This is a genomic window from uncultured Cloacibacillus sp. (assembly GCF_963926575.1).
Classification (GTDB): Bacteria; Synergistota; Synergistia; order Synergistales; family Synergistaceae; genus Caccocola; species Caccocola faecigallinarum.
Genome location: NZ_CAWUXW010000002.1, coordinates 442,268 through 462,229, shown reverse-complemented (window position 1 = coordinate 462,229; position 19,962 = coordinate 442,268). Strand labels below are relative to the sequence as shown.

Here is a 19,962-nt window from a genome sequence, read left to right as displayed (position 1 = left end):
AAGCCCATCAGCAGCATAGTCCCGAGCGCGAGCCGGCTCTTCGCGATTCCCGCCGCGAGCGCGGCCTGAGAAATTTCCGCCGGCGTCTTGATACTCATAAAAATTTCCCCCTCGGATTTTTTTTCAGGCTATTATAGCGTGCCCCCGTCAAAAATCTGTAAAAACGCGCCGCGGCGCGCGGAAGGAAAATTTTAGCGGCTTTTGCCCGAAACGGCGCGATTTGTAATAATATACGTTGTGTAAAATCATTGGCAGGGGGAATGCTCATGACGACCAAGGTAACGTTTCCGAACAGCCGTATGGCTTCGATAAAGATGGCGGGCGGCATACGCGAGATACTCGCGCGCGCCGAGGAGATGGAGCGCGAGGGGCGCAGCATCATCCACATGGAGATAGGGCGTCCGGACTTCGACTCGCCCGAGTGCGCGAAGGAGGCCGCGGCCGCGGCGCTGCGCGCGGGCAACGTGCATTACACCGACATGGCGGGCGCTTACGACCTGCGCTGCGCCGTTGCGGAGAAGTACCGCCGCGACAACGGCATGGACGTCGACGCAGATAAGAACGTCGTCATCACGAACGGCGCTATGGAGGCGCTGACGGCGTCGTTCCTGACGCTGCTCGAGCCGGGCGACGAGGTCATCGTGCCCGCGCCGTACTTCTCGGCCTACGCAGACGTGCTCGCGATTGCGAACGGCGCGCTCGTCCCCGTCGCGACGAGGATGGAGGACGGCTTCAAGCTGCACGTAGAAGATTTGAAGAAGGCGCGCACCGCGAAGACGAAGGCGATACTGCTGAACTCGCCGAACAACCCGAGCGGAGCGGTGCTCACGCGCGAGAATCTCGAAGAGATCGCGGCCTTCGCCATAGAGAACGACATCTGGGTGATATCCGACGAATGCTACGAAAAATTCCTCTACGACGGCGAGCACGTCAGCATCGCGAGCCTGCCCGGAATGGCGGAGCGCACCGTGACCGTCTCCGCGGCGTCGAAGACGTGGTCGATGACCGGATGGCGCATCGGCTGGATAGTCGCTCCCGCGGCTATGCGCCAGTACGTGAACAAGTGCCACCAGAACCTCACGACCTGCGCCAACTCGTTCGCGCAGGCGGGCGTCGTCGAAGCCTTCGCGCACGCGGGCCCCGACGTCGATGCGATGGTTAAGGAGTACCGCCGCCGCCGCGACATGGTCGTCTCGTGGCTCAACAAAATCGAGGGCTTCGAGGCCATCACTCCGGCGGGAGCCTTCTACGCCTTCCCGCGCATCTCGTCGCTCGGCATGGACGGCTTCAAATTCTGCTCGTGGCTTCTCGAGGAGGCCGGCGTCTCGACGGTGCCGGGCGAAGTTTTTGGTATGCCGGGCCACATCAGGCTCGCCTACTGCCGCGGCTACGATTATATCGAAGAGGGCATGAAGCGCATAAAGGAAGCCGTCGAGGGGCTGCGCAGGTAAGCCGCGCGCGTTTCGCGAAGCTTCGGAATTTTGACGGGAGGCCGGCCGCGCGCCGCCTCCCTTTTTCGTTCATGGCGCGCGCCGCAGCTTTGCGCCGCCGCCGTATTTTTGTTAAAAAGCTGTTACATAAGGGCCGCGTGGTGCTAAAATGGGAATGAGACGCCGCGCACGCGCGGCGCACATATTTTATTACAGGCAGGTATGGGCTTATGCACGTTTTCAGAATAAGGACGATACACACGCACAGCTCCGGCAATAAACAATTCAAGATAAATATGTGCAGCGGCCCCATCTTGCCCAAGATGCTGCTCTTCGCCGTGCCGCTGATGTTTTCGAGCATTTTGCAGCTGCTCTTCAACGCCGCGGACATCATCGTCGTCGGACGCTACGCGGGGGACAACTCGCTCGCGGCGGTCGGCTCGAACACGGCGCTCATAGGGCTGCTGACGAACCTCTTCATCGGCGTCTCGATAGGGACGAACGTCCTCGCCGCGCGCTACTACGGCGCGAAGGAGGAGAAGGCGCTCTCCGAGACGGTACACACCTCGATGTTCCTAGCCGTCGCGAGCGGGATTTTCCTGACGCTCGTCGGCGTCGTCTTCGCGCGCAAAATCCTGATAATCATGCAGACGCCCGCCGAGGTGCTCGGCCTCGCGACGCTCTACCTCGTCATATATTTCTTCGGCATGACGCCGATGATGATATACAACTTCGGCAGCGCCGTGCTGCGCGCGGTCGGAGACACTCGCCGCCCGCTCTTCTACCTCGCGGTCGCCGGGGTCATCAACGTCGTGCTGAACCTTTTCTTCGTCATCAATCTGCACCTCGACGTCGCCGGCGTCGCGATCGCGACGGTCATATCGCAGTGCGTCTCGGCCGCGCTCGTCGTGCGCTGCCTCATGCGCGAGAGCGGCGGCATACGCTTCGTGCCGTCGGAGACGCGCATCCACGCCGACAAGCTCGTGAAGATTCTCAAGATAGGCGTGCCCGCGGGGATTCAGGGCGTGCTCTTCTCACTCTCGAACGTCGTCATCCAGTCGTCGATAAACACCTTCGGCGCCGTCACGATGGCGGGCAACTCCGCGGCGCAGAACATAGAGCAGTTCGTCTACTTCGCGATGAACTCCTTCTATCAGGCCATCATCTCCTTCACGAGCCAGAACATGGGCGTCGGCAACGTGAAGCGCGTGCGCCGCATACTCAAGACGGGGCTCGCGTGCAGCACCGTCGTCGGCGTGGTGCTCGGAATGTCGTGCGTCATCTTCGGCCACGCGCTGCTGCGCATCTACTCGCCGAGCGAGGAGGTCATCGCGGCGGGCATCTCGCGCTTCCACATCGTCGCGGCGACATATTTCCTCTGCGGCCTGATGGACGGCATGGTCGGCGCGCTGCGCGGCCTCGGCTACTCCGTGCTGCCGACTATAGTCACGCTGATCGGCTCGTGCGGGCTGAGGCTCGCGTGGATTTTCCTGCTCTTCCAGATTCCCGCCTTCCACACGGTCACTGTCGTCTATCTCTCTTATCCCGTGTCGTGGATCGTGACCTTCGGCGCGCACGTCGCGGGTTTCCGCTGGGCGATAAAGAAGGCCGAGCGCGAGGCGGAGGCGAAGCAGTCCGCCGCCGCGGCGCCCGCGCAGAAGCCCGCCGCCGCGCAGTAAAAATTCCGGAGCTTCCGCAGAATACGAAAAATCCCCGCAGCCTCGAGGCGCGGGGATTTTTTTACGGTTTCGCGGACGCGCGAAGCTCGCGCCGCCGCTTCTAGCCCTTTTCCGGAAGCGCTATCGTGAGCGCCGAGTTGAAGCAGAGGCCGACGTTTTCGCCCGCTTCGCGCCGCGTCGCTCCGGGGAAGTAATTTTCCATGACGGAGAGCTTTTCTCCGCTTTCGAGAGCTACGACGTATTCCATGCGGTCGCCGCTGAAGACCGCGCTTTCGACGCAGCCGCGCAGCAGCCCCTCGTCCGGCGATTTGAGCGTGACGGCCTCGGGGCGCAGGATGAGGCGTATCGTGCCGCCGGTTTTGTATTCCATGTCGTCGAAGAGCTTGACTGGGAATTTCGCGCCGCCCGCCGCCATCACGCCGCGCTCCGGCGACTCGGCGGCTTCGAGCGTGCCGGGCAGAGCGTTGGCCTGCCCGATGAAGTCAGCGACGAAGAGCGTGCGCGGGTGCGTGTAGATGTCGAAGGGCGTGCCTATCTGCTCGACGCGGCCGCGGTTCATGACCATGATGCGGTCCGCCATCGTCAGCGCCTCCTTCTGGTCGTGCGTGACGTAGAGGCATGTTATGTCGAGCTGCTTCTGTATGCGGCGTATCTCCGTGCGCATATGCAGGCGCAGCTTCGCGTCGAGGTTCGAGAGCGGCTCGTCCATGAGCAGGACCTTCGGGCGCATGACGAGGACGCGCGCGAGCGCGACGCGCTGCTGCTCGCCGCCCGAGAGCTGGTTCGGGTAACGCTTTTCCGCGCCCTTGAGGCCGACCATCTCGAGCGCCTCTGCGACCTTGCGCGTCACGTCGGGTCCGCTCTCCGAGCGCATCTTCAGCCCGTAGCCGACGTTGTCGCCTATCGTCATGTGCGGGAAGAGCGCGTAGTTCTGGAAGACGAAGCCTATCTCGCGCTTGTTGACCATGACGTTCGTCACGTCCTGCCCGTCGATGAGGATGCGTCCCGCGGTCGGCGTCTCGAAGCCCGCGACCATGCGCAGCGTCGTCGTCTTGCCGCAGCCCGAGGGGCCGAGGAACGTTACGAGCTCGCCGCCCTTTACGTCGAGCTCGACGCGCTCGACGGCGTTGAAGCTCGCGCCGTCCTTTACGAAGGTTTTTCTTATGTCGTGAAGATGAAGTTCTACAGCCATTATCTGTTACCTCCCTGCCCCCTGTAGCCGAAGCCCGCGGCCCGGACAAGAAGCGTCAGCAGTCCGTTGAACAAGAATACGAGCAGAATGAGCACGACGGAGAAGGCGCAGGCGTTGCCGAACTGCAGCTCCGTCATACATTCGAGGATGCGCGCCGTGAGCAGGGACCAGCTCACGGAGACGAGGAATATCGTCGCGCTTATCGCCGTCATCGAGTGGATGAAGAGATACTTCATGCCCGCGAGCAGAGCCGGGACGACGAGCGGCAGCGTCACGTTGCGGAAGGTCGCCGCGGACGACGCGCCGAGGCTCAGCGAAGCCTCCTCGAGCGACGTGTCTATCTGCTGCAGCGACGCTATGACGGAGCGTATGCCCGCCGAGTCGTAGCGGAAGACGTAGGCCGCGACGAGTATAGACATCGTGCCCGTCAGTATCAGCGGGCTCGAGTTGAAGGCGATGATGTACGCGATGCCGACGACCGTGCCGGGCAGCGCGAAGTTGAGCAGCGAGACTATCTCCATAAGCGCGTTGCAGGGGAACGACTTGCGCTGAGTGATGTAGGCGACGAGCACGGCGATGAGGCCGCCGAGCGGCGTCGAGACGCAGGCGATTATCAGCGTGTCGATGATGGCCTTGCGCCCGTGGTTGAATACGTATGCGAAGCTGTCGAGCGTGAAGCTGTTGTCGAGCCCCCATGTTTTTGTGAAAGCGCCCATCGTTATCAGCGCATAGAGGAATACGATGAAGGCTATCACGACGGCGCAGACTCCGAGAATCGCAGCCTCGGCCGCGAGGCCGATGCCCTTGGGCCGCGTCTGCGCGCCGGACTTGCCGCTGACCGTGACGTAGCTTTTGCGGCTGACCCACCAGCGCTGGAGGAAGAAGACGAAGAGCGCCGGGACGAGCAGCGCGAAGGAGAGCGCCGCGCCGCCGCGCAGGTCGTAGAGCCCCGTTATCTGAAGGTAGGCCTGCGTCGGGAGGACGGGGAACTGATGCCCCGCGAGGACGAGCGGCGTAGCGAAGTCCGCGAGCGAGCAGGCGAAGAGCAGAAGTATCGAGTTCGCGATCGCGGGCATCGTCAGCGGCAGCGTCACGGTGCGGAATACGCGGAAGGGCGAGCCGCCGAGCGAGAGCCCCGCGTCCTCAAAGTTCGGGTCGATGCAGGCGAGCACCGACGAGATGGTGAGGAAGGCTACGGGGAAGTATGTCAGCGACTCGGACATCCACGTGCCCCAGAAGCCGTAGATGTTGAAGTCCGGTATGCCGAGCAGGTTGAGCAGTATGCCGTTCGGTCCGAGCGAAAGCGTCAGCGCGATGCTGCTCGTGAATGGCGGCGAGATGAGCGGCAGCACCGTCACCGCCGCGATGAACCAGCGCACGGGCGCGGGCATCTTGATGCGCACGACGGCGAAGGCGAAGCAGAAGCCGAGCGCCGTGCCCGTGACGGCGACGGCTATCGCGAGCCAGATGCTGTTCATCAGCGCTAGCCTGTCGTAGCTGTTGGAGAAGACCATCGTGAGGTTTTCGAGCGAAAGGCCGCCGTCCTCCGCCGTGAACGTGACGGCGAGCAGCCTGATGAACGGATAGATGATAAAAACGCCGAGCGCGAGCCACAGCGCCGCCACGACAGGGACGAGCGCGGGGTCGCGTTTCATCGACGAAGAAGCCATAGCGTGAGACCCCCTCTGAAAAAAGGCCGGCTTCCGTGCGGGAGCCGGCCCGGTAATGAGCTTACAGGATTAGCGGATTACTTCGTTGACCCAGCGGTCGACGTATTCCTTGCGCTTGTCGCCCTTGTGCTCCGCGCCGACGGAGAGGAGCTTCACGTGCGAGGTGTCGAGCGCGGGGTTGTCGATCTTGAGGCCCGTCACGACGGGGATGTAGTTGATTTTCTTCGCGAGGAAGAGTTCGCCGAGCTTTTTGCTCGTCGCCCAGTCGACGAAGGCCTTAGCCTCGTCGAGGTTCTTCGCACCTTCGATAATGCCCGTCGCCTCGATGCCGAAGGTCACGCCTTCCTTCGGATAGGTGATGACGACCGGGTAGCCCTGCTGCACTATGTCGAGCGCGTCGACGAGGTAGAATATTCCGCTCGCCGCCTGCCCCTGCGCTATCGGCAGCGCGCCGCCCGCGCCGCTCTTCGTGTAGAGCTGGATGTTCTGGTGCAGCTTCTTCTGATAGTCGAACGCGCCGTCGACGCCGTAAACGGCGATCAGCGAGTAGATGCGCTCGGTCGCGGTGCCTGAGGTGCGGGCGTCGGCCATCTGGAGGCCGTTCTTATAGGCGGGGTCGAGCAGGTCCTGCCACGACTCGGGGGCCTTCATATTGTGCTCCTTGAGGAAGTCCGTGTTCGTGAGGAAGCAGAGCGGGATGAGGCCGATGCCGGTCCAGCGGTTGCCGGGGTCTCTGTATTCGGCGGGCGTCAGAGCCTGCTCCTTCGGCGCGTACTCGGCGAATACTCCCGCGTCGCAGCCCGCGGTGTAGACGTCGGCGGGGCCGCCGAGAAGTATGTCGACCTGCGGATTTTTCTTCTCCGCCGTGAGGCGCGCGAGGGCCTCGCCCGACGAGAAGCGGATGAAGTTGACCTTGATTCCGGTATCCTTAGTAAACTGCTCGAATACCTGCGACGCGTACTTCTCCGGCATGACCGTGTAGGCGTTGAGCGTCGCCGCGCAGGCCGCCGCGCCGAAGCATGCGACGAGCGCGAGCGCCATGACGATTGACAAGAACTTACCGCGCTTGCTGTGCATAAGTACCACTCCCGTAAAAAATTTTCCGCCGCGCTGGCGGAGCGCGCGGAGCCTCCGCGCGCCGTTACATTGACGTTACGTAAATGATAGCATTTTTTAACAGTTTGAGAAACGCGCGGCCGCGCGCATGCGCGTGCGAAAATGAAAATTTCGCGGCGCGCATGAAAAAGCGGCCGCCCCTCGCGATGGGACGGCCGCCTTCGGTTTATCTACGGGCGCTGCTTTTGTCCGCGCTTCCTTCTTTTATAGACGATCGCGTAAATCACGACGAGCACCGCGCAGCCAGCGATGAGCAGAATCGTTATCTTATGCAGCTCTTCGTGGATGAGCGCCTCGTTGCTGCCGAGGAAGTAGCCGAGCAGCGTCAGTATCGTGACCCATACGCCCGAGCCGAGCGCCGTGTAGAAGCAGAACTGCGGCAGCGGCATGCGCGCGAGCCCCGCGGGCAGAGAGATGTACTGGCGTATGACGGGCAGCAGGCGGCCCGTGAAGGTGCTGATGTGCCCGTGGTGCGCGAAGAAGACTTCGGCCTTGTCGAGCGACTCGTGCGTCACGAAGAAATATTTTCCGTACTTCTCAAAGAACGGCCGCCCCCAGCGCACCGCTATCCAGTAGTTGAAGAGCGCGCCGAGTATGCTGCCGAGTATGCCCGCGCCCAGGACGAGCGCGACGTTCATCTCGCCCTTCCACGCAAGATAGCCCGCGGGCGGCATGACGACCTCGCTCGGGAACGGGAAGAACGACGATTCGAGGAACATCAGCCCGACGATGCCCGCGTAGCCGAGATGTCCTATAACGTTGACGAGCCAGCCTATGAGTCCGCCGAAGAGCGCGGCGCAGTTTCCGAAGAAAGAAAGTATTGCCTCCAACATGAATCTCCTTTCGAGTTTAACTGATATGTAATGATATATGAAAACCGTTAAAAGTCTATTAGAAAAGGCGTAATTTGAAACCCGGCCCGCTTTGCGCTACAATGCACAGGCGGAGGGGAAGCCCTCCGCGACCGATATATGGATGGAGGAATAGCATTGCATCCGCTGTCAAAACTCGCGCTCGTCATAGCGGGGAGCTTCTCCGCCGACGAGAACGCAGACCCGGGCTCGCTGCTGAACTACCTGCCGGACGAGCTCGCGTGCCGCTGCGATATAAAGGAATGGAGCTGCCAGCCGAGCACGCACTACTCGATGCCGATGACGATGGCGATGGAGGAGATGCTCGAGTCCGTCGCCGCGGAGGGCTACGCCGGCATCATCGTCGTCTCGGGCTGCGGCGTCATGGAAGAGATAGCCTACCTCGTCAACCTTCTCTGGAAGCGCAGCGAGCCCGTCATATTCGCCAACCTCATGGTGCAGGGCCGCGCGGGCGTGAAGGAGGGGCTCATGAACCTCCACTGCGCGGTGCTCGCCGCGCTCTCGCCGGGCGCGCAGAACAGGGGCGTGCTCATCTGCTCGAGCGGAGAGCTCTTCGACGCGGGCGACGCCGTCCTCGCCGACCCCGAGTCTCCCGACAACGCCTTCCAGTCTCCGCTGCGCGGCACGATCGGCAAGATGCTCAACGGCGAGCTGAAATTCCTACAGGATTCGAAGCGCCCCGTCTTCCTCGCCGTAAGGCCGAAGGAAATTCCCTACGTCGAAATAATGTGGGCCTCGCTCGGCGGCGGCGACGGAATGCTCTCGTCGCTGCTCCACGCGCGCGAGCTCAAGGGGCTCGTGCTTGCCGGCTTCGGCGCGGGCAACGTTCCGCCCTCATGGGTCCCGATGATACGCAACCTCGTGCGCAGCCGCGTCGAGGTCGCCGTCGTGTCGCGCTGCTTCCAGGGCAGCGTCCACAAGACGAACGACTTCGAGGGCTCGTTTGAAAAGCTAGAGGAGCTCGGCGTCATGTCCGCCGGCCGCCTCAATCCCTTCAAAGCGCGCATACGCATGGCGCTCGGCATATCGGCCGGCCTCACGCACAACGGCCTCAGCCTCTACATGCTGAATCAGCCCGTCTCCGACAACATAACGGAGCTGTATAAATTATGAAGATATACCTGCTGACCCTCGGCTGCGCCAAAAACAGAGTAGACAGCGAGTGTCTTGCGGGCGCGCTCAAGGCCGCGGGCCACGAGCTCGTCCCGGAGGTCGAACAGGCGCAGGCCGCCATCGTCAACACCTGCGGCTTCATCCGCCCCGCTGTCGAAGAGAGCATAGAGGCGATACTTGACCTCGAAGAGCTGCGGCAGAAGGGCGAGCTTGAGAAAATCGGCGTTGTCGGCTGCCTCGTCAACCGTTATCGCGAGGGGCTCACCTCGGAGATACCGTCGGTAGACTTCTGGGCGGAGACCGAGGACTGGGAGAGCGTGCTCAAAAGCCTCGCGACGCCGCTCGACGGAGCGCGCCGCCGCGGCTCGCTGCCCTCGACGCCGAAATACACGCGCTATCTGAAAATCAGCGAAGGCTGCGGCAACCGCTGCGCCTACTGCGCGATACCGTCGATACGCGGCCCGCTGCGCAGCCTGCCTGTCGACGTGATAGTAAAGGAAGCGCAGCAGCTCGTCGGCGAAGGCGCGCGCGAGCTCTGCGTCGTCGGGCAGGACCTCACCGTCTACGGCACGGACAACGGCGCCGGCAAGGGGCTCATCGAGCTGCTCGACGCGCTCGAAAGCTCGCTGCCCTACGATATATGGATACGTTTGCTCTACCTCCACCCGACGCGCGTCACGAACAAGCTGCTCGAGCGCGTCGCCGCGGGGCGGCAGATAATCCCATACCTCGACATCCCCGTGCAGCACGGCGACCCCGAGATACTCGTGCACATGAACCGCGACATAAAGCCCGGCGCGCTGCGCTCGATATTCCGCACCGCGCGCGAGATAAACCCCGACTTCACGCTGCGCACCACCTGCATGGTCGGCTTCCCGGGCGAGAAGAAAAAGCATTTCGACAACCTCATCGACTTCGTCAAAGAGGTCCGCTTCGACCGCATGGGGGCCTTCACCTTCTACGCCGAGGAGGGCACGCCCGCCGAGTGCATGGCCGGGCAGGTCTCCGAGGCGACGAAGAAAAAACGTCTCGATACGCTGATGCGCGTGCAGGAGGAAATCTCGTTCGAGCGCCAGCGGAGCTTCGTCGGCCGCGAGCTGCGCGTGCTCGTTGACAGGGTCGTGCCGGAAGAGGGCTTCGCCGAGGGGCGTTCCTTCCGCGAAGCGCCCGAGGTCGACGGCCTCATAGAGATACGCAATATAAGGAAGGATATAAAAGAAGGCGACATGATAAACGTCAAGATAACGGAGGCCATGACGCACGACATGGCCGGGGAGGAAGTCCTATGATACTCACGCCGGAAATGAAGACATGGTACGGCCTCGTCGCGACGGCCGGGACGATAGGGCGCTTTTCGAGAATGCCCGGCACGCTCGGCTCGGTCGCCGGCACGGTCCTCTGGATACTGCTAGGCGGCGCGCCGCTCTGGCTCATCGCCGCGGTCGCCGTTCTGGGCGTCGCCGCCGCGGATAAGTACGAAAAGGCCGCGGAGCGCGACGACCCCGGCGAAGTCGTCATAGACGAAGTCGTAGGCGTATGGATAGCGTCGTGGGGCTTCGACATGACCTACGCTATCCCCGCGCTCTTCCTCTTCCGCATAGTCGACATAGTCAAGCCCTTCCCCGTCAGCTGGTTCGACAAAATCCCCGGCGGCAAGGGAATAATGGCCGACGACATAGTAGGCGGCATAATGGTCAACCTTATGCTGCGCTTCGTACACTGGTTGCTCTTCGCCGAAGGGCTGACCGCGATACTCGAAATGGTGGGGCGGTAAAAATGGAAAAACTCGACGAACTCGCGTCGCGCGTCATAGAAATCTTCCGCGAGAAAGGCCTTTCGCTCGCGCTCGCGGAATCCTGCACAGGCGGCATGATCGCGGAGACGATTACGAACGTCGCCGGCGCGTCCGACATCTTCTACGGCTCAGCCGTCACCTACGTCAACAGCGCAAAGGAACGTATCCTCGGCGTCACGCGCGAAACGCTCGAAAAACACGGCGCGGTAAGCTCCGAGTGCGCGGAGGAAATGGCATGCGGCGCGCGCCGCGTCTACGGCGCGGACGTCGCGATGAGCGTCACGGGCATAGCCGGCCCCGGCGGCGGCAGCGAGGGGAAGCCCGTTGGCACAGTATGGTTCGGCCTTGCAACGAAGGACGGCGCGGAAACCTTCCGCCGCCGCTTCGACGGAGACCGCGCCGCCGTGCGCCGCCAGACCGTCGAAGAAGTCCTGCGCCGCCTCGCCGAAGCCGGAGCGCGGCTGTAATGGGCGGCTGAATCCCTCCGCTCGCGGGACGTCTCCTGCGCACCTTCGTCTGCGTAAAACTTCCGCCGCGCCACATAGCGGCGCTCGGCGCGTGGATTAACGCGAAAAAACGCGCCTTGCCCTACAGCGGCATACGCTGGGTAAAGCCCGAAACGATACACATCACGCTGAAATTCTGCGGCGAGATACCCGAAGAGATGGCGCGCGCCGTCTCGTCGCTCCTCGACAAAGAGCTGCCGCGCGGCCCGTTCGAGCTCGCCGCGCGCGGCGTCGGCGGATTCCCCAAGCTCTCCGCGCCGCGCGTCGTCTGGACGGGAATCACAGGCGACACGGAAAAACTCTGCGCGCTCGCGCGAGCGGCGGACAACTTAGCCGCGCGCCGCGGCGTCGCGAAAGAACGCAAAAAATTCTCCCCGCACATAACGCTCGGACGCCGCGCCGAAACGACGCCGCTCCCCGCTGACGCGCTGCGCGAGCTCACCTTCGACGAAATCGCCCTGCCTTCATGGACGGTGCGCGAAGTCATATTCATGCGCAGCGAACTCACGCCGAAAGGCCCGATATACACTCCTCTCAAAATTTACGAACTGTAAACATTGTGAAGACAGCCTCGCGTTTGTTATAATCTGTTCGAAAACTGACAACGACAAACGGAGGCTGAACGATGGCAAAAAAAGCAGTAACTCGCGAAGATATACTGGAACAGGCGCTCAGCGACATAAGGGGCAGATTCGGCGAAGGCGCGATAATGCGCCTCGGCGATGAAGTGCAGCGCGCCGTCGAGGTCATACACAGCGGCATACTGCCGCTCGACGTGGCGCTCGGCATCGGAGGCGTCCCGCGCGGACGCATAGTCGAAATCTTCGGCCCTGAGGGCGGCGGTAAAACCACCATCGCGCTCCACATTCTCGCCGAAGCGCAGAAAGCCGGCGGCATAGCGGCCTTCATAGACGCGGAGCACGCGCTCGATCCGCGCCTCGCCGCCTCGCTCGGCGTCGACACCGCGAACCTCTACCTCTCGCAGCCGGACAGCGGCGAACAGGCCTTCTACATCCTCGACACCCTTGTCCGCAGCGGCGCGGTCGACCTCGTAGTCGTCGACTCCGTCGCCGCGCTCACGCCGCAGGCCGAGATAGACGGCAGGATGGACGAGGGCGGCAAACAGGTCGGCCTTCACGCGCGCCTCATGAGCTACGCGCTGCGCCGCCTCACCGCCGCCATAGCGAAAAGCAACACGACCGTCATCTTCATCAACCAGCTCCGCGCGCAGATAAGCTCCGGCTACAGCCAGGGGCCGACTGAGACGACCACAGGCGGACGCGCGCTCAAATTCTACAGCTCCGTCCGAATCGAAGTGCGCCGCGGCAAGCAGGTGACGCGCGGCGACGAAGTCATCGGCCACGAGCTCTACATCAAAGTAGTCAAAAACAAACAGGCGCCGCCCTTCCGCACCGCCCACACGACGCTCATCTACGGCAAAGGCGTGCCGAAGGGAATGGCCGTGCTCGACATGGCGCTCGACCGCGAGATACTCAAGCGCAAAGGCTCGTGGATAGCATACAAAGGCGAGACGCTCGGGCAGGGCAAGGATGCCGTCGCTTCTTATATAGAAGAACATCCCGAGCTGATGGACGAGATCACGAAGGAAGTCCTCGACAAAGTAGCCGCGGGCCTCGGCCTCGCCGACGAACCGGCGAAGCAGGAAGAGCACGAAGAAAGCGCGCTTGAAGACAACGTCGAAGCGCTCCTCGAGGAAGGCGTCCTCAAGCTCGACATCTCCGAGCCGGAAGAAAAAGAGTAACGCCGCGCGGCGTATTAAGCCGCCGCAAAAATAAAAGAAAAATATCTAAAAAAATAACGGCGAAGTTCCTTGATGAACTCCGCCGTTATTTTTTGAACGTCTACAGAGTTCCTGACATTTATAATTTTAACTGGAAGATAGTCAAAATAAAAATACTTTCAGTTGTTGTTTATACTCTAGAAGTTACGGGCAGTATTTATTGACTTATAGCCGAACGCTGATATACTTAATCATGCGCTCCGCGAGGGACGGTCAGTTCCGAAAAAGAGCGCAGGCACCATGACAAGGGAATACAGAGGAGCGAGACGGAAGCGGAAGCGGAAAGCGAGCGGGGCGCGGGAGCGCCGAAGCGAGCGGAGCGGAAGCGGAAGTCGAGAAGGTATAAAGAACAGACGTGCAACTTGAGCGGGCGACTGGTTCATTCTAAAAGAGTGGATGAGTTGAAGCGAAACAGGAATCAAACGGAGAGTTTGATCCTGGCTCAGGACGAACGCTGGCGGCGTGCCTAACACATGCAAGTCGAACGGGGTTATATAAGAAGCTTGCTTTGAATATAACCAAGTGGCGGACGGGTGAGTAACGCGTGAGGACCTGTCTCCGGCAGGGGGACAACATTTGGAAACGGATGCTAATACCGCATAAGCCGAGAGGTGAAAGGAGCAATCCGGCAGGAGAGGGACTCGCGTTCTATCAGCTAGTAGGCGGGGTAAAGGCCCACCTAGGCGAAGACGGATAGCCGGACTGAGAGGTCGACCGGCCACACTGGAACTGAGACACGGTCCAGACTCCTACGGGAGGCAGCAGTGGGGAATATTGGGCAATGGGGGCAACCCTGACCCAGCGACGCCGCGTGGGTGAAGAAATCCCTCGGGATGTAAAGCCCTGTTGTGTGGGAAGAACAATGACGGTACCACACGAGGAAGCCCCGGCAAACTACGTGCCAGCAGCCGCGGTAATACGTAGGGGGCGAGCGTTGTTCGGAATTACTGGGCGTAAAGCGCACGCAGGCGGTTCGTTAAGTCTGCTGTCAAAGGCTGAGGCTCAACCTCAGTTCTACAACAGATACTGGCGGACTAGAGTATGTGAGAGGGAAGTGGAATTCCCGGTGTAGCGGTGAAATGCGTAGATATCGGGAGGAACACCAGTGGCGAAGGCGGCTTCCTGGCACACTACTGACGCTCATGTGCGAAAGCCAGGGCAGCGAACGGGATTAGATACCCCGGTAGTCCTGGCCGTAAACGATGGATACTGGGTGTGGGGCAAGCAGTTGTTCCGTGCCGTAGTTAACGCGTTAAGTATCCCGCCTGGGGACTACGGTCGCAAGACTGAAACTCAAAGGAATTGACGGGGGCCCGCACAAGCGGTGGAGCACGTGGTTTAATTCGATGCAAACCGAAGAACCTTACCTGGGTTTGACATACACGTGGTATTGAAGTGAAAGCGGATAGACCCCAGCTTGCTGGGGAGCGTGAACAGGTGCTGCATGGCTGTCGTCAGCTCGTGTCGTGAGATGTTGGGTTAAGTCCCGCAACGAGCGCAACCCCTATTGCCAGTTGCTAACAGGTGGAGCTGAGCACTCTGGCGAGACTGCCGCCGACAAGGCGGAGGAAGGTGGGGATGACGTCAAGTCATCATGGCCTATATGCCCAGGGCGACACACGTGCTACAATGGCCGGCACAGAAGGCAGCTTACGCGCGAGCGTTGGCGAATCCTCCAAAGCCGGTCCCAGTTCGGATTGTAGTCTGCAACTCGACTACATGAAGCCGGAATCGCTAGTAATCGCAGATCAGCCAAGCTGCGGTGAATACGTTCCCGGGCCTTGTACACACCGCCCGTCACACCACCCGAGTTGGGGGCACCCAAAGCCGCAGGCTCAACCTGCAAAGGAGAGATGCGTCTAAGGTGCGCCGAGTAAGGGGGGTGAAGTCGTAACAAGGTAGCCGTACCGGAAGGTGCGGCTGGATCACCTCCTTTCTAAGGAGCGGCACAAGATGCCGTAAAAGAATTTATCGCAACCGGCTCAAGAAAAAGCGCAAGCTAAAACACGGCTGTGACAAAAACCTTCAGCTCCTCATTCCCTAGTCGTAAGAACCATGACAAAAGACTTGGTATAAAGCAAAACAATTTAGGAAAACCTGAATTGAAGAAAGCTTTAGAGAAAAAAGTCCATAAAGGATTTATGAGGTTAAGGTACACATAGCACGAGGGGAATGCCTTGGCGCTGAATGCCGATGAAAGACGCAGCAAGCTGCGAAAAGCCGCGGAGAGGAGCAAGCATCCATTGACCCGCGGATCTCTGAATGGGGCAACCTTCATGGGGCAACCTGTGAGCCTTTTAAAAAGGCGGCAACCGGGAGAAGTGAAACATCTCAGTACCCCGAGGAAAAGAAATCGTAAGAGATACCCCAAGTAGTGGTGAGCGAAAGGGGAAAAGCCCAAACCTGAGCCGTGCCAAGCCCGCAAGCGTTGCGGCACAGGGGTTGTGGGAGCTTCCAGTAAGGGATGCGGCCCTTACACAGAGTTACAAAGTTTTTCATTAACCGAACAGAGTTGGAAAATCTGGCCGAAGAAAGTGAAAGCCTTGTAAGTGAAAATGAAAAACCTCTGGGAAGCCACCCAAGTAATGCGGAGCACGTGCAATTCCGTACGAATCCGGGCCGACCACGGTCCAAGGCTAAACACATTCAGCGACCGATAGAGAAACAGTACCGAGAGGGAAAGGTGAAAAGCACCCCTGGCGGGGAGTGAAATAGACCTGAAACCTCGTGCTAACAAGCAGATGGAGCTCTTTTTAGAGTGACATCGTGCCTCTTGGAAAATGAGCCGTCGAGTTATAGTACGTGGCAAAGTTAAAAACTACAAGGTTTGAAGCTGCAGCGAAAGCGAGTCTGAACAGGGCGCAAGTCTCGTACTATAGACCCGAAGCCATACGATCTATCCATGTCCAGATTGAAGACCGGGTAACACCGGTTGGAGGATCGAACCACAGCCTGTTGAAAAAGGCCTGGATGAGGTGTGGATAGGAGTGAAAAGCTAATCGAGTATGGTGATAGCTGGTTCTCCCCGAAATGCATTGAGGTGCAGCCTCAATCTAAGAACGCAGGGGGTAAAGCACTGACTAGGTAAGGGGGCGGTCCCGCCTACCGAGCTTAATCAAACTAAGAATACCTGCGCATCATGATTGGGAGTGAGACTGCGAGTGCGAAGATCCGTAGTCGAAAGGGAAACAGCCCAGCCCGACAGCTAAGGTCCCAAAGCCCATGCTAAGTGTTACAAGGATGTGGGGATGCCCAGACAGCCAGGAGGTTGGCTCAGAAGCAGCCACCCTTGAAAGAGTGCGTAACAGCTCACTGGTCGAGCGTCCCTGCGCCAAAAATGTGGGGGGCTAAGCATGGCGCCGAAGCTTCGGATTCAACGGAGAATTTCGTTGACTGGTAGGGGAGCGTTCCATAAGGGACGAAGCAGTCTTGTAAGGGACTGTGGACATTATGGAAGTGAGAATGACGGCATGAGTAGCGCAAAGTGTGCGTAAAACACACTCACCGTAAACCCAAGGATTCCTGGGGAAGGTTCATCCGCCCAGGGTTAGGCGGGCCCTAAGGCGAGGCCGAAAGGCGTAGCCGATGGACAGCAGGTAGACAATCCTGCCCTTCGATAAATCGTTTGACAAATGTGGCGACGCAGAAAGCTATGCACGCCGGGTGATGGACGTCCCGGTACAAAGCCGTAGGGAGAAAGAAGAGGCAAATCCCTTCTTTCGGGTTCCTGAGAGCTGATGTGGAAGAATCTAATTCGAGAAGGTGCAAAAGCTCGGCTGCCGAGAAAAACCTCTATGGAGATTTATCGAACCCGTACTTCAAACCGACGCAGGTGGGTTGGCTTAGCAAGCTAAGGTGAACGGGATAACTATTGTTAAGGAACTCTGCAAGTTGACTCCGTAACTTCGGGAGAAGGAGTGGCTGGCGGCGTTAAGGATTTACTCTGTAAGCGCTGTCGGTTCGCAGAAACCAGGCTCAGGCGACTGTTTAACTAAAACACAGGACTCTGCTCAAGGCGCAAGCCGAAGTATAGGGTCTGACACCTGCCCGGTGCTGGAAGGTTAAAGGGAGAAGTTAGACTTCGGTCGAAGCTTTGAACTGAAGCCCCAGTAAACGGCGGCCGTAACTATAACGGTCCTAAGGTAGCGAAATTCCTTGTCGGGTAAGTTCCGACCTGCACGAAAGGTGTAACGATCTGAGCGCTGTCTCGACAGTAGACCCGGTGAAATTGTGGTACTGGTAAAGACGCCAGTTACCCGCAGTAGGACGGAAAGACCCCGTGGAGCTTTACTGTAACTTGATATTGGATTTCGGTAAGGTATGTATAGGATAGGTGGGAGACATTGAAATATGGTCGCCAGACTATATGGAGTCGCCCTTGGAATACCACCCTTACCTTGCTGGGATTCTAACCGCGAGCGTTGAAGCACGACGCGGGACATTGTCAGGCGGGCAGTTTGACTGGGGCGGTCGCCTCCCAAAGAGTAACGGAGGCGCGCGAAGGTCACCTCAGGGTGAATGGAAAACACCCAGAGAGCGTAAGGGTATAAGGTGGCTTAACTGTGAGACAGACATGTCGAGCAGAAACGAAAGTTGGTCCTAGTGATCCGGTGGTCCTGAGTGGAAAGGCCATCGCTCATCGGATAAAAGCTACCCCGGGGATAACAGGCTGATGCCGCCCGAGAGTTCCTATCGACGGCGGCGTTTGGCACCTCGATGTCGGCTCATCGCATCCTGGGGCTGAAGCAGGTCCCAAGGGTTGGTCTGTTCGCCCATTAAAGCGGTACGTGAGCTGGGTTCAGAACGTCGTGAGACAGTTCGGTCCCTATCCACTGTGGGCGCAAGGTATTTGAAAGGAACTGTCCCTAGTACGAGAGGACCGGGATGGACGAACCGCTAGTGAACCAGTTGTTCTGCCAGGAGCACACGCTGGGTAGCCATGTTCGGATCGGATAACCGCTGAAGGCATCTAAGCGGGAAGCCGGCCTTGAGATGAGATACCTCATTACATAAGTAGATAAGGCGTCCGGCAGACGACCGGATAGATAGGTTGGGGGTGTAAGAGGGTAACGCCCTTTGAGCCGACCAATACTAATACGCCGAAGCCTTAACCTCATAAATCCTTTGCGGACATCTAAAGCGAAGGCTTTATACCGCACGACCGAATAGACGATATATAACAGAGTCTAAGAGGTTGAGAAAAAATTTCCGGTGCTCATAGAGAGGTGGACACACCCAGCTCCATGCCGAACCTGGCAGTTAAGCACCTCATCGCCGATGGTACTGCGGAGGGTATTCGTGGGAGAGTAGGCCGGCGCCGGATTTAGTTGAAGGAGAGAGGGAAGTCTTTATGACTTCCCTCTCTTGCTTTTTGTACATGTTCTTCTGTGTCACATAACGCTTCTCCGCGTCTCTTAACCATGCGCCCCAGAACTGTTTACGTCACCGGTGCTTGTCTTTCATAAATTGCACCGCGCGACGATTATCTCTCGCGCCGGTTATTATTGCAGTGTAATTTTATGCTTTCGTATGAATTAGGTAATCTGAGCAGCGGCATATGCTTGGAAGATACGGTTACTCGGACATGCACCCGTCTTGTACGTGTTTCAATCTATCCAGCCAATATGATTCGTCTATGATTTCGTCATTGATGTAACAATTATTGTCATCGCGCGCTAAAATGTCGCAGAAACTTGGGGCCGTCAGCGGTGTGTACAGCCTGAAACTTTTGCGGTCCGCCGCGCTGATTTTTCTGTTAACGTAGTAGATGTGGGTATCATCGCACGAATACAAATGACCAATTAACTTCCAGCTGTTAAGGTCGGCTTTAGGCAGGATTTTCCCATAGGCGTAGATATGCCTGCAATCTTTGGCAAAATAAGTATCTCCCAATGATTGAAAACTACATACATCGGCTGTCTTTAACACTTTAACTTTGCCGTCGCCGTTATGGAAATATACGTTATTTTTATCTTTGGCATATCCCTGTGGTGCGCCGGAGTCGTTTTGTCCATTATCCAAAATCTGGAACGTCGATGTGTCGGCGCCGGCGATTCTGCCGCTCGTCGTGTAGACGGCTGATATGTCCATGGCATAGGCGTAATTCAGCGCTTGGAACGATGCGGTGTCCGCGCCTCGAAGGCGTATCCCGCCCATATAGCAGGAGCTTGAACTCTTGCCCCAGTAATGCCAGCAGTGAAAATCTGCGGGAGAGACGCCATTTAGGAGCGTATCTTCGTAAATGCCGCAAAAATAGACGCCGTTATCTTTGATGAAGAACTCGTTATCGATGGGCGACGTGTTCGTGATGGCGCTCAGCAATGCTTTTTATTCCCTTTTTTGCGCGCCACGTGCGCGGTTATGCTCCATGCCAGTTTGGCGGCGCAGGAGGCCAGGATTATGCCCATTGCTATGGCTCCGGCTTCTAGGAGGACCATGTTGGAGGTTTCCACAAATTCGTCGTAGTGGTTGCGGACGAGGTAGTACATCGTGTAGTAGAGGTCTTTTCCGGGGAATTCGGGGATGAGCATCGGGACGAGCAGGAGGATGACGGGGGTTTTTATGATTCGCGCGAGCACTTCGCTGAGCGCGGCGACGAAGAGGCTCGCCCAAAAGAGTCCCCAGTACATGCCGTAGCCGAGTCCGAAGCATATCAGGTAGACGGCCCAGCCCGCGCCGCTTCCGGCTGCGATCCACGCCAGCTTCCTGTCGCGTATGCCGAAGAGCACGGCGAAGCAGACGGCGGCTATCATTCCCATTATCGTCTGGATTATCTGCGCTTCCATTTT

Annotated in this window: 14 protein-coding genes and 3 rRNA genes; 11 read left to right on the top strand and 6 right to left on the bottom strand. The window is 59.0% G+C overall.

Annotation, left to right across the window (positions count from 1 at the left end):
• The first annotated feature begins 266 nt into the window (after positions 1–266).
• Together ABGT66_RS05015 and ABGT66_RS05010 are read left to right on the top strand one after the other, a co-directional pair.
• Positions 267–1,451 carry a pyridoxal phosphate-dependent aminotransferase gene (locus ABGT66_RS05015; RefSeq protein ID WP_346689226.1) on the top strand — a complete coding sequence of 395 codons (1,185 nt, stop codon included), beginning with the start codon at positions 267–269 and terminating at the stop codon, positions 1,449–1,451.
• 209 nt (positions 1,452–1,660) lie between these two features.
• A complete protein-coding gene (locus ABGT66_RS05010) occupies positions 1,661–3,109 on the top strand; it encodes an MATE family efflux transporter (protein ID WP_346689225.1) in 1,449 nt (482 codons plus the stop codon).
• Between the two features lie 100 nt (positions 3,110–3,209).
• On the opposite strand, the gene ABGT66_RS05005 is transcribed toward ABGT66_RS05010, so the two are convergent.
• From ABGT66_RS05005 to ABGT66_RS04990, 4 genes are all read right to left on the bottom strand, one after another.
• Positions 3,210–4,301, bottom strand: a complete 1,092-nt coding sequence (locus ABGT66_RS05005; RefSeq protein ID WP_346689224.1) for an ABC transporter ATP-binding protein — start codon at positions 4,299–4,301, stop codon at positions 3,210–3,212.
• The gene (locus tag ABGT66_RS05000) at positions 4,301–5,971 is read right to left on the bottom strand and encodes an iron ABC transporter permease (protein WP_300263294.1); all 1,671 of its coding nucleotides are present in this window, start codon (positions 5,969–5,971) and stop codon (positions 4,301–4,303) included. Before ABGT66_RS05000 ends, ABGT66_RS05005 begins: the two co-directional genes overlap by 1 nt.
• A gap of 69 nt (positions 5,972–6,040) precedes the next feature.
• Positions 6,041–7,048: an ABC transporter substrate-binding protein gene (locus ABGT66_RS04995; RefSeq protein ID WP_346689223.1), complete on the bottom strand. Its 1,008-nt coding sequence runs from the start codon at positions 7,046–7,048 to the stop codon at positions 6,041–6,043.
• A gap of 209 nt (positions 7,049–7,257) precedes the next feature.
• Positions 7,258–7,920 (bottom strand): DedA family protein, encoded by a 663-nt coding sequence (locus ABGT66_RS04990; RefSeq protein WP_346689222.1) that lies wholly within the window; start codon positions 7,918–7,920, stop codon positions 7,258–7,260.
• A gap of 138 nt (positions 7,921–8,058) precedes the next feature.
• On the opposite strand from ABGT66_RS04990, the gene ABGT66_RS04985 reads away from it, so the two are divergent.
• The 9 genes from ABGT66_RS04985 to rrf all read left to right on the top strand — a co-directional run bounded on the left by ABGT66_RS04985 (position 8,059) and on the right by rrf (position 18,497).
• The gene (locus tag ABGT66_RS04985; RefSeq protein WP_346689220.1) at positions 8,059–9,072 is read left to right on the top strand and encodes an asparaginase domain-containing protein; all 1,014 of its coding nucleotides are present in this window, start codon (positions 8,059–8,061) and stop codon (positions 9,070–9,072) included.
• A complete protein-coding gene (gene rimO / locus ABGT66_RS04980; protein WP_346689219.1) occupies positions 9,069–10,361 on the top strand; it encodes a 30S ribosomal protein S12 methylthiotransferase RimO in 1,293 nt (430 codons plus the stop codon). The genes ABGT66_RS04985 and rimO overlap by 4 nt, the downstream gene beginning before the upstream one ends.
• Positions 10,358–10,846 carry a phosphatidylglycerophosphatase A gene (locus tag ABGT66_RS04975; protein WP_346689217.1) on the top strand — a complete coding sequence of 163 codons (489 nt, stop codon included), beginning with the start codon at positions 10,358–10,360 and terminating at the stop codon, positions 10,844–10,846. The genes rimO and ABGT66_RS04975 overlap by 4 nt, the downstream gene beginning before the upstream one ends.
• Positions 10,847–10,848: 2 nt before the next feature.
• On the top strand, positions 10,849–11,334 hold the full coding sequence (locus tag ABGT66_RS04970) for a CinA family protein (protein WP_346689216.1): 486 nt from the start codon (positions 10,849–10,851) through the stop codon (positions 11,332–11,334).
• A gap of 11 nt (positions 11,335–11,345) precedes the next feature.
• Positions 11,346–11,927 carry an RNA 2',3'-cyclic phosphodiesterase gene (thpR, locus tag ABGT66_RS04965; RefSeq protein WP_346689262.1) on the top strand — a complete coding sequence of 194 codons (582 nt, stop codon included), beginning with the start codon at positions 11,346–11,348 and terminating at the stop codon, positions 11,925–11,927.
• Between the two features lie 71 nt (positions 11,928–11,998).
• On the top strand, positions 11,999–13,135 hold the full coding sequence (recA, locus tag ABGT66_RS04960) for a recombinase RecA (protein ID WP_294195289.1): 1,137 nt from the start codon (positions 11,999–12,001) through the stop codon (positions 13,133–13,135).
• Positions 13,136–13,593: 458 nt separating this feature from the next.
• Positions 13,594–15,110 (top strand): 16S ribosomal RNA (locus tag ABGT66_RS04955).
• 209 nt (positions 15,111–15,319) lie between these two features.
• Positions 15,320–18,289, top strand: a 23S ribosomal RNA gene (locus tag ABGT66_RS04950).
• Between the two features lie 92 nt (positions 18,290–18,381).
• Positions 18,382–18,497: ribosomal RNA gene (rrf, locus tag ABGT66_RS04945) — 5S ribosomal RNA — on the top strand.
• Together the 16S, 23S and 5S rRNA genes form the textbook arrangement of a ribosomal RNA operon.
• A gap of 251 nt (positions 18,498–18,748) precedes the next feature.
• Here the strand turns inward: rrf and ABGT66_RS04940 are convergent.
• Positions 18,749–19,495: a DKNYY domain-containing protein gene (locus ABGT66_RS04940; protein WP_346689214.1), complete on the bottom strand. Its 747-nt coding sequence runs from the start codon at positions 19,493–19,495 to the stop codon at positions 18,749–18,751.
• Positions 19,489–19,959: a threonine/serine exporter family protein gene (locus ABGT66_RS04935; protein WP_346689212.1), complete on the bottom strand. Its 471-nt coding sequence runs from the start codon at positions 19,957–19,959 to the stop codon at positions 19,489–19,491. Before ABGT66_RS04935 ends, ABGT66_RS04940 begins: the two co-directional genes overlap by 7 nt.
• Positions 19,960–19,962: the final 3 nt, after the last annotated feature.

Excerpts from the sequence above, each read along its gene's own strand:
- ABGT66_RS05015 (WP_346689226.1), top strand. The coding sequence starts at position 267 with ATGACGACCAAGGTAACGTTTCCGAACAGCCGTATGGCTTCGATAAAG.
- ABGT66_RS05010 (WP_346689225.1), top strand. The coding sequence starts at position 1,661 with ATGCACGTTTTCAGAATAAGGACGATACACACGCACAGCTCCGGCAAT.
- ABGT66_RS05005 (WP_346689224.1), bottom strand. The coding sequence starts at position 4,301 with ATGGCTGTAGAACTTCATCTTCACGACATAAGAAAAACCTTCGTAAAG.
- ABGT66_RS05000 (WP_300263294.1), bottom strand. The coding sequence starts at position 5,971 with ATGGCTTCTTCGTCGATGAAACGCGACCCCGCGCTCGTCCCTGTCGTG.
- ABGT66_RS04995 (WP_346689223.1), bottom strand. The coding sequence starts at position 7,048 with ATGCACAGCAAGCGCGGTAAGTTCTTGTCAATCGTCATGGCGCTCGCG.
- ABGT66_RS04990 (WP_346689222.1), bottom strand. The coding sequence starts at position 7,920 with ATGTTGGAGGCAATACTTTCTTTCTTCGGAAACTGCGCCGCGCTCTTC.
- ABGT66_RS04985 (WP_346689220.1), top strand. The coding sequence starts at position 8,059 with ATGGATGGAGGAATAGCATTGCATCCGCTGTCAAAACTCGCGCTCGTC.
- rimO (WP_346689219.1), top strand. The coding sequence starts at position 9,069 with ATGAAGATATACCTGCTGACCCTCGGCTGCGCCAAAAACAGAGTAGAC.
- ABGT66_RS04975 (WP_346689217.1), top strand. The coding sequence starts at position 10,358 with ATGATACTCACGCCGGAAATGAAGACATGGTACGGCCTCGTCGCGACG.
- ABGT66_RS04970 (WP_346689216.1), top strand. The coding sequence starts at position 10,849 with ATGGAAAAACTCGACGAACTCGCGTCGCGCGTCATAGAAATCTTCCGC.
- recA (WP_294195289.1), top strand. The coding sequence starts at position 11,999 with ATGGCAAAAAAAGCAGTAACTCGCGAAGATATACTGGAACAGGCGCTC.
- ABGT66_RS04935 (WP_346689212.1), bottom strand. The coding sequence starts at position 19,959 with ATGGAAGCGCAGATAATCCAGACGATAATGGGAATGATAGCCGCCGTC.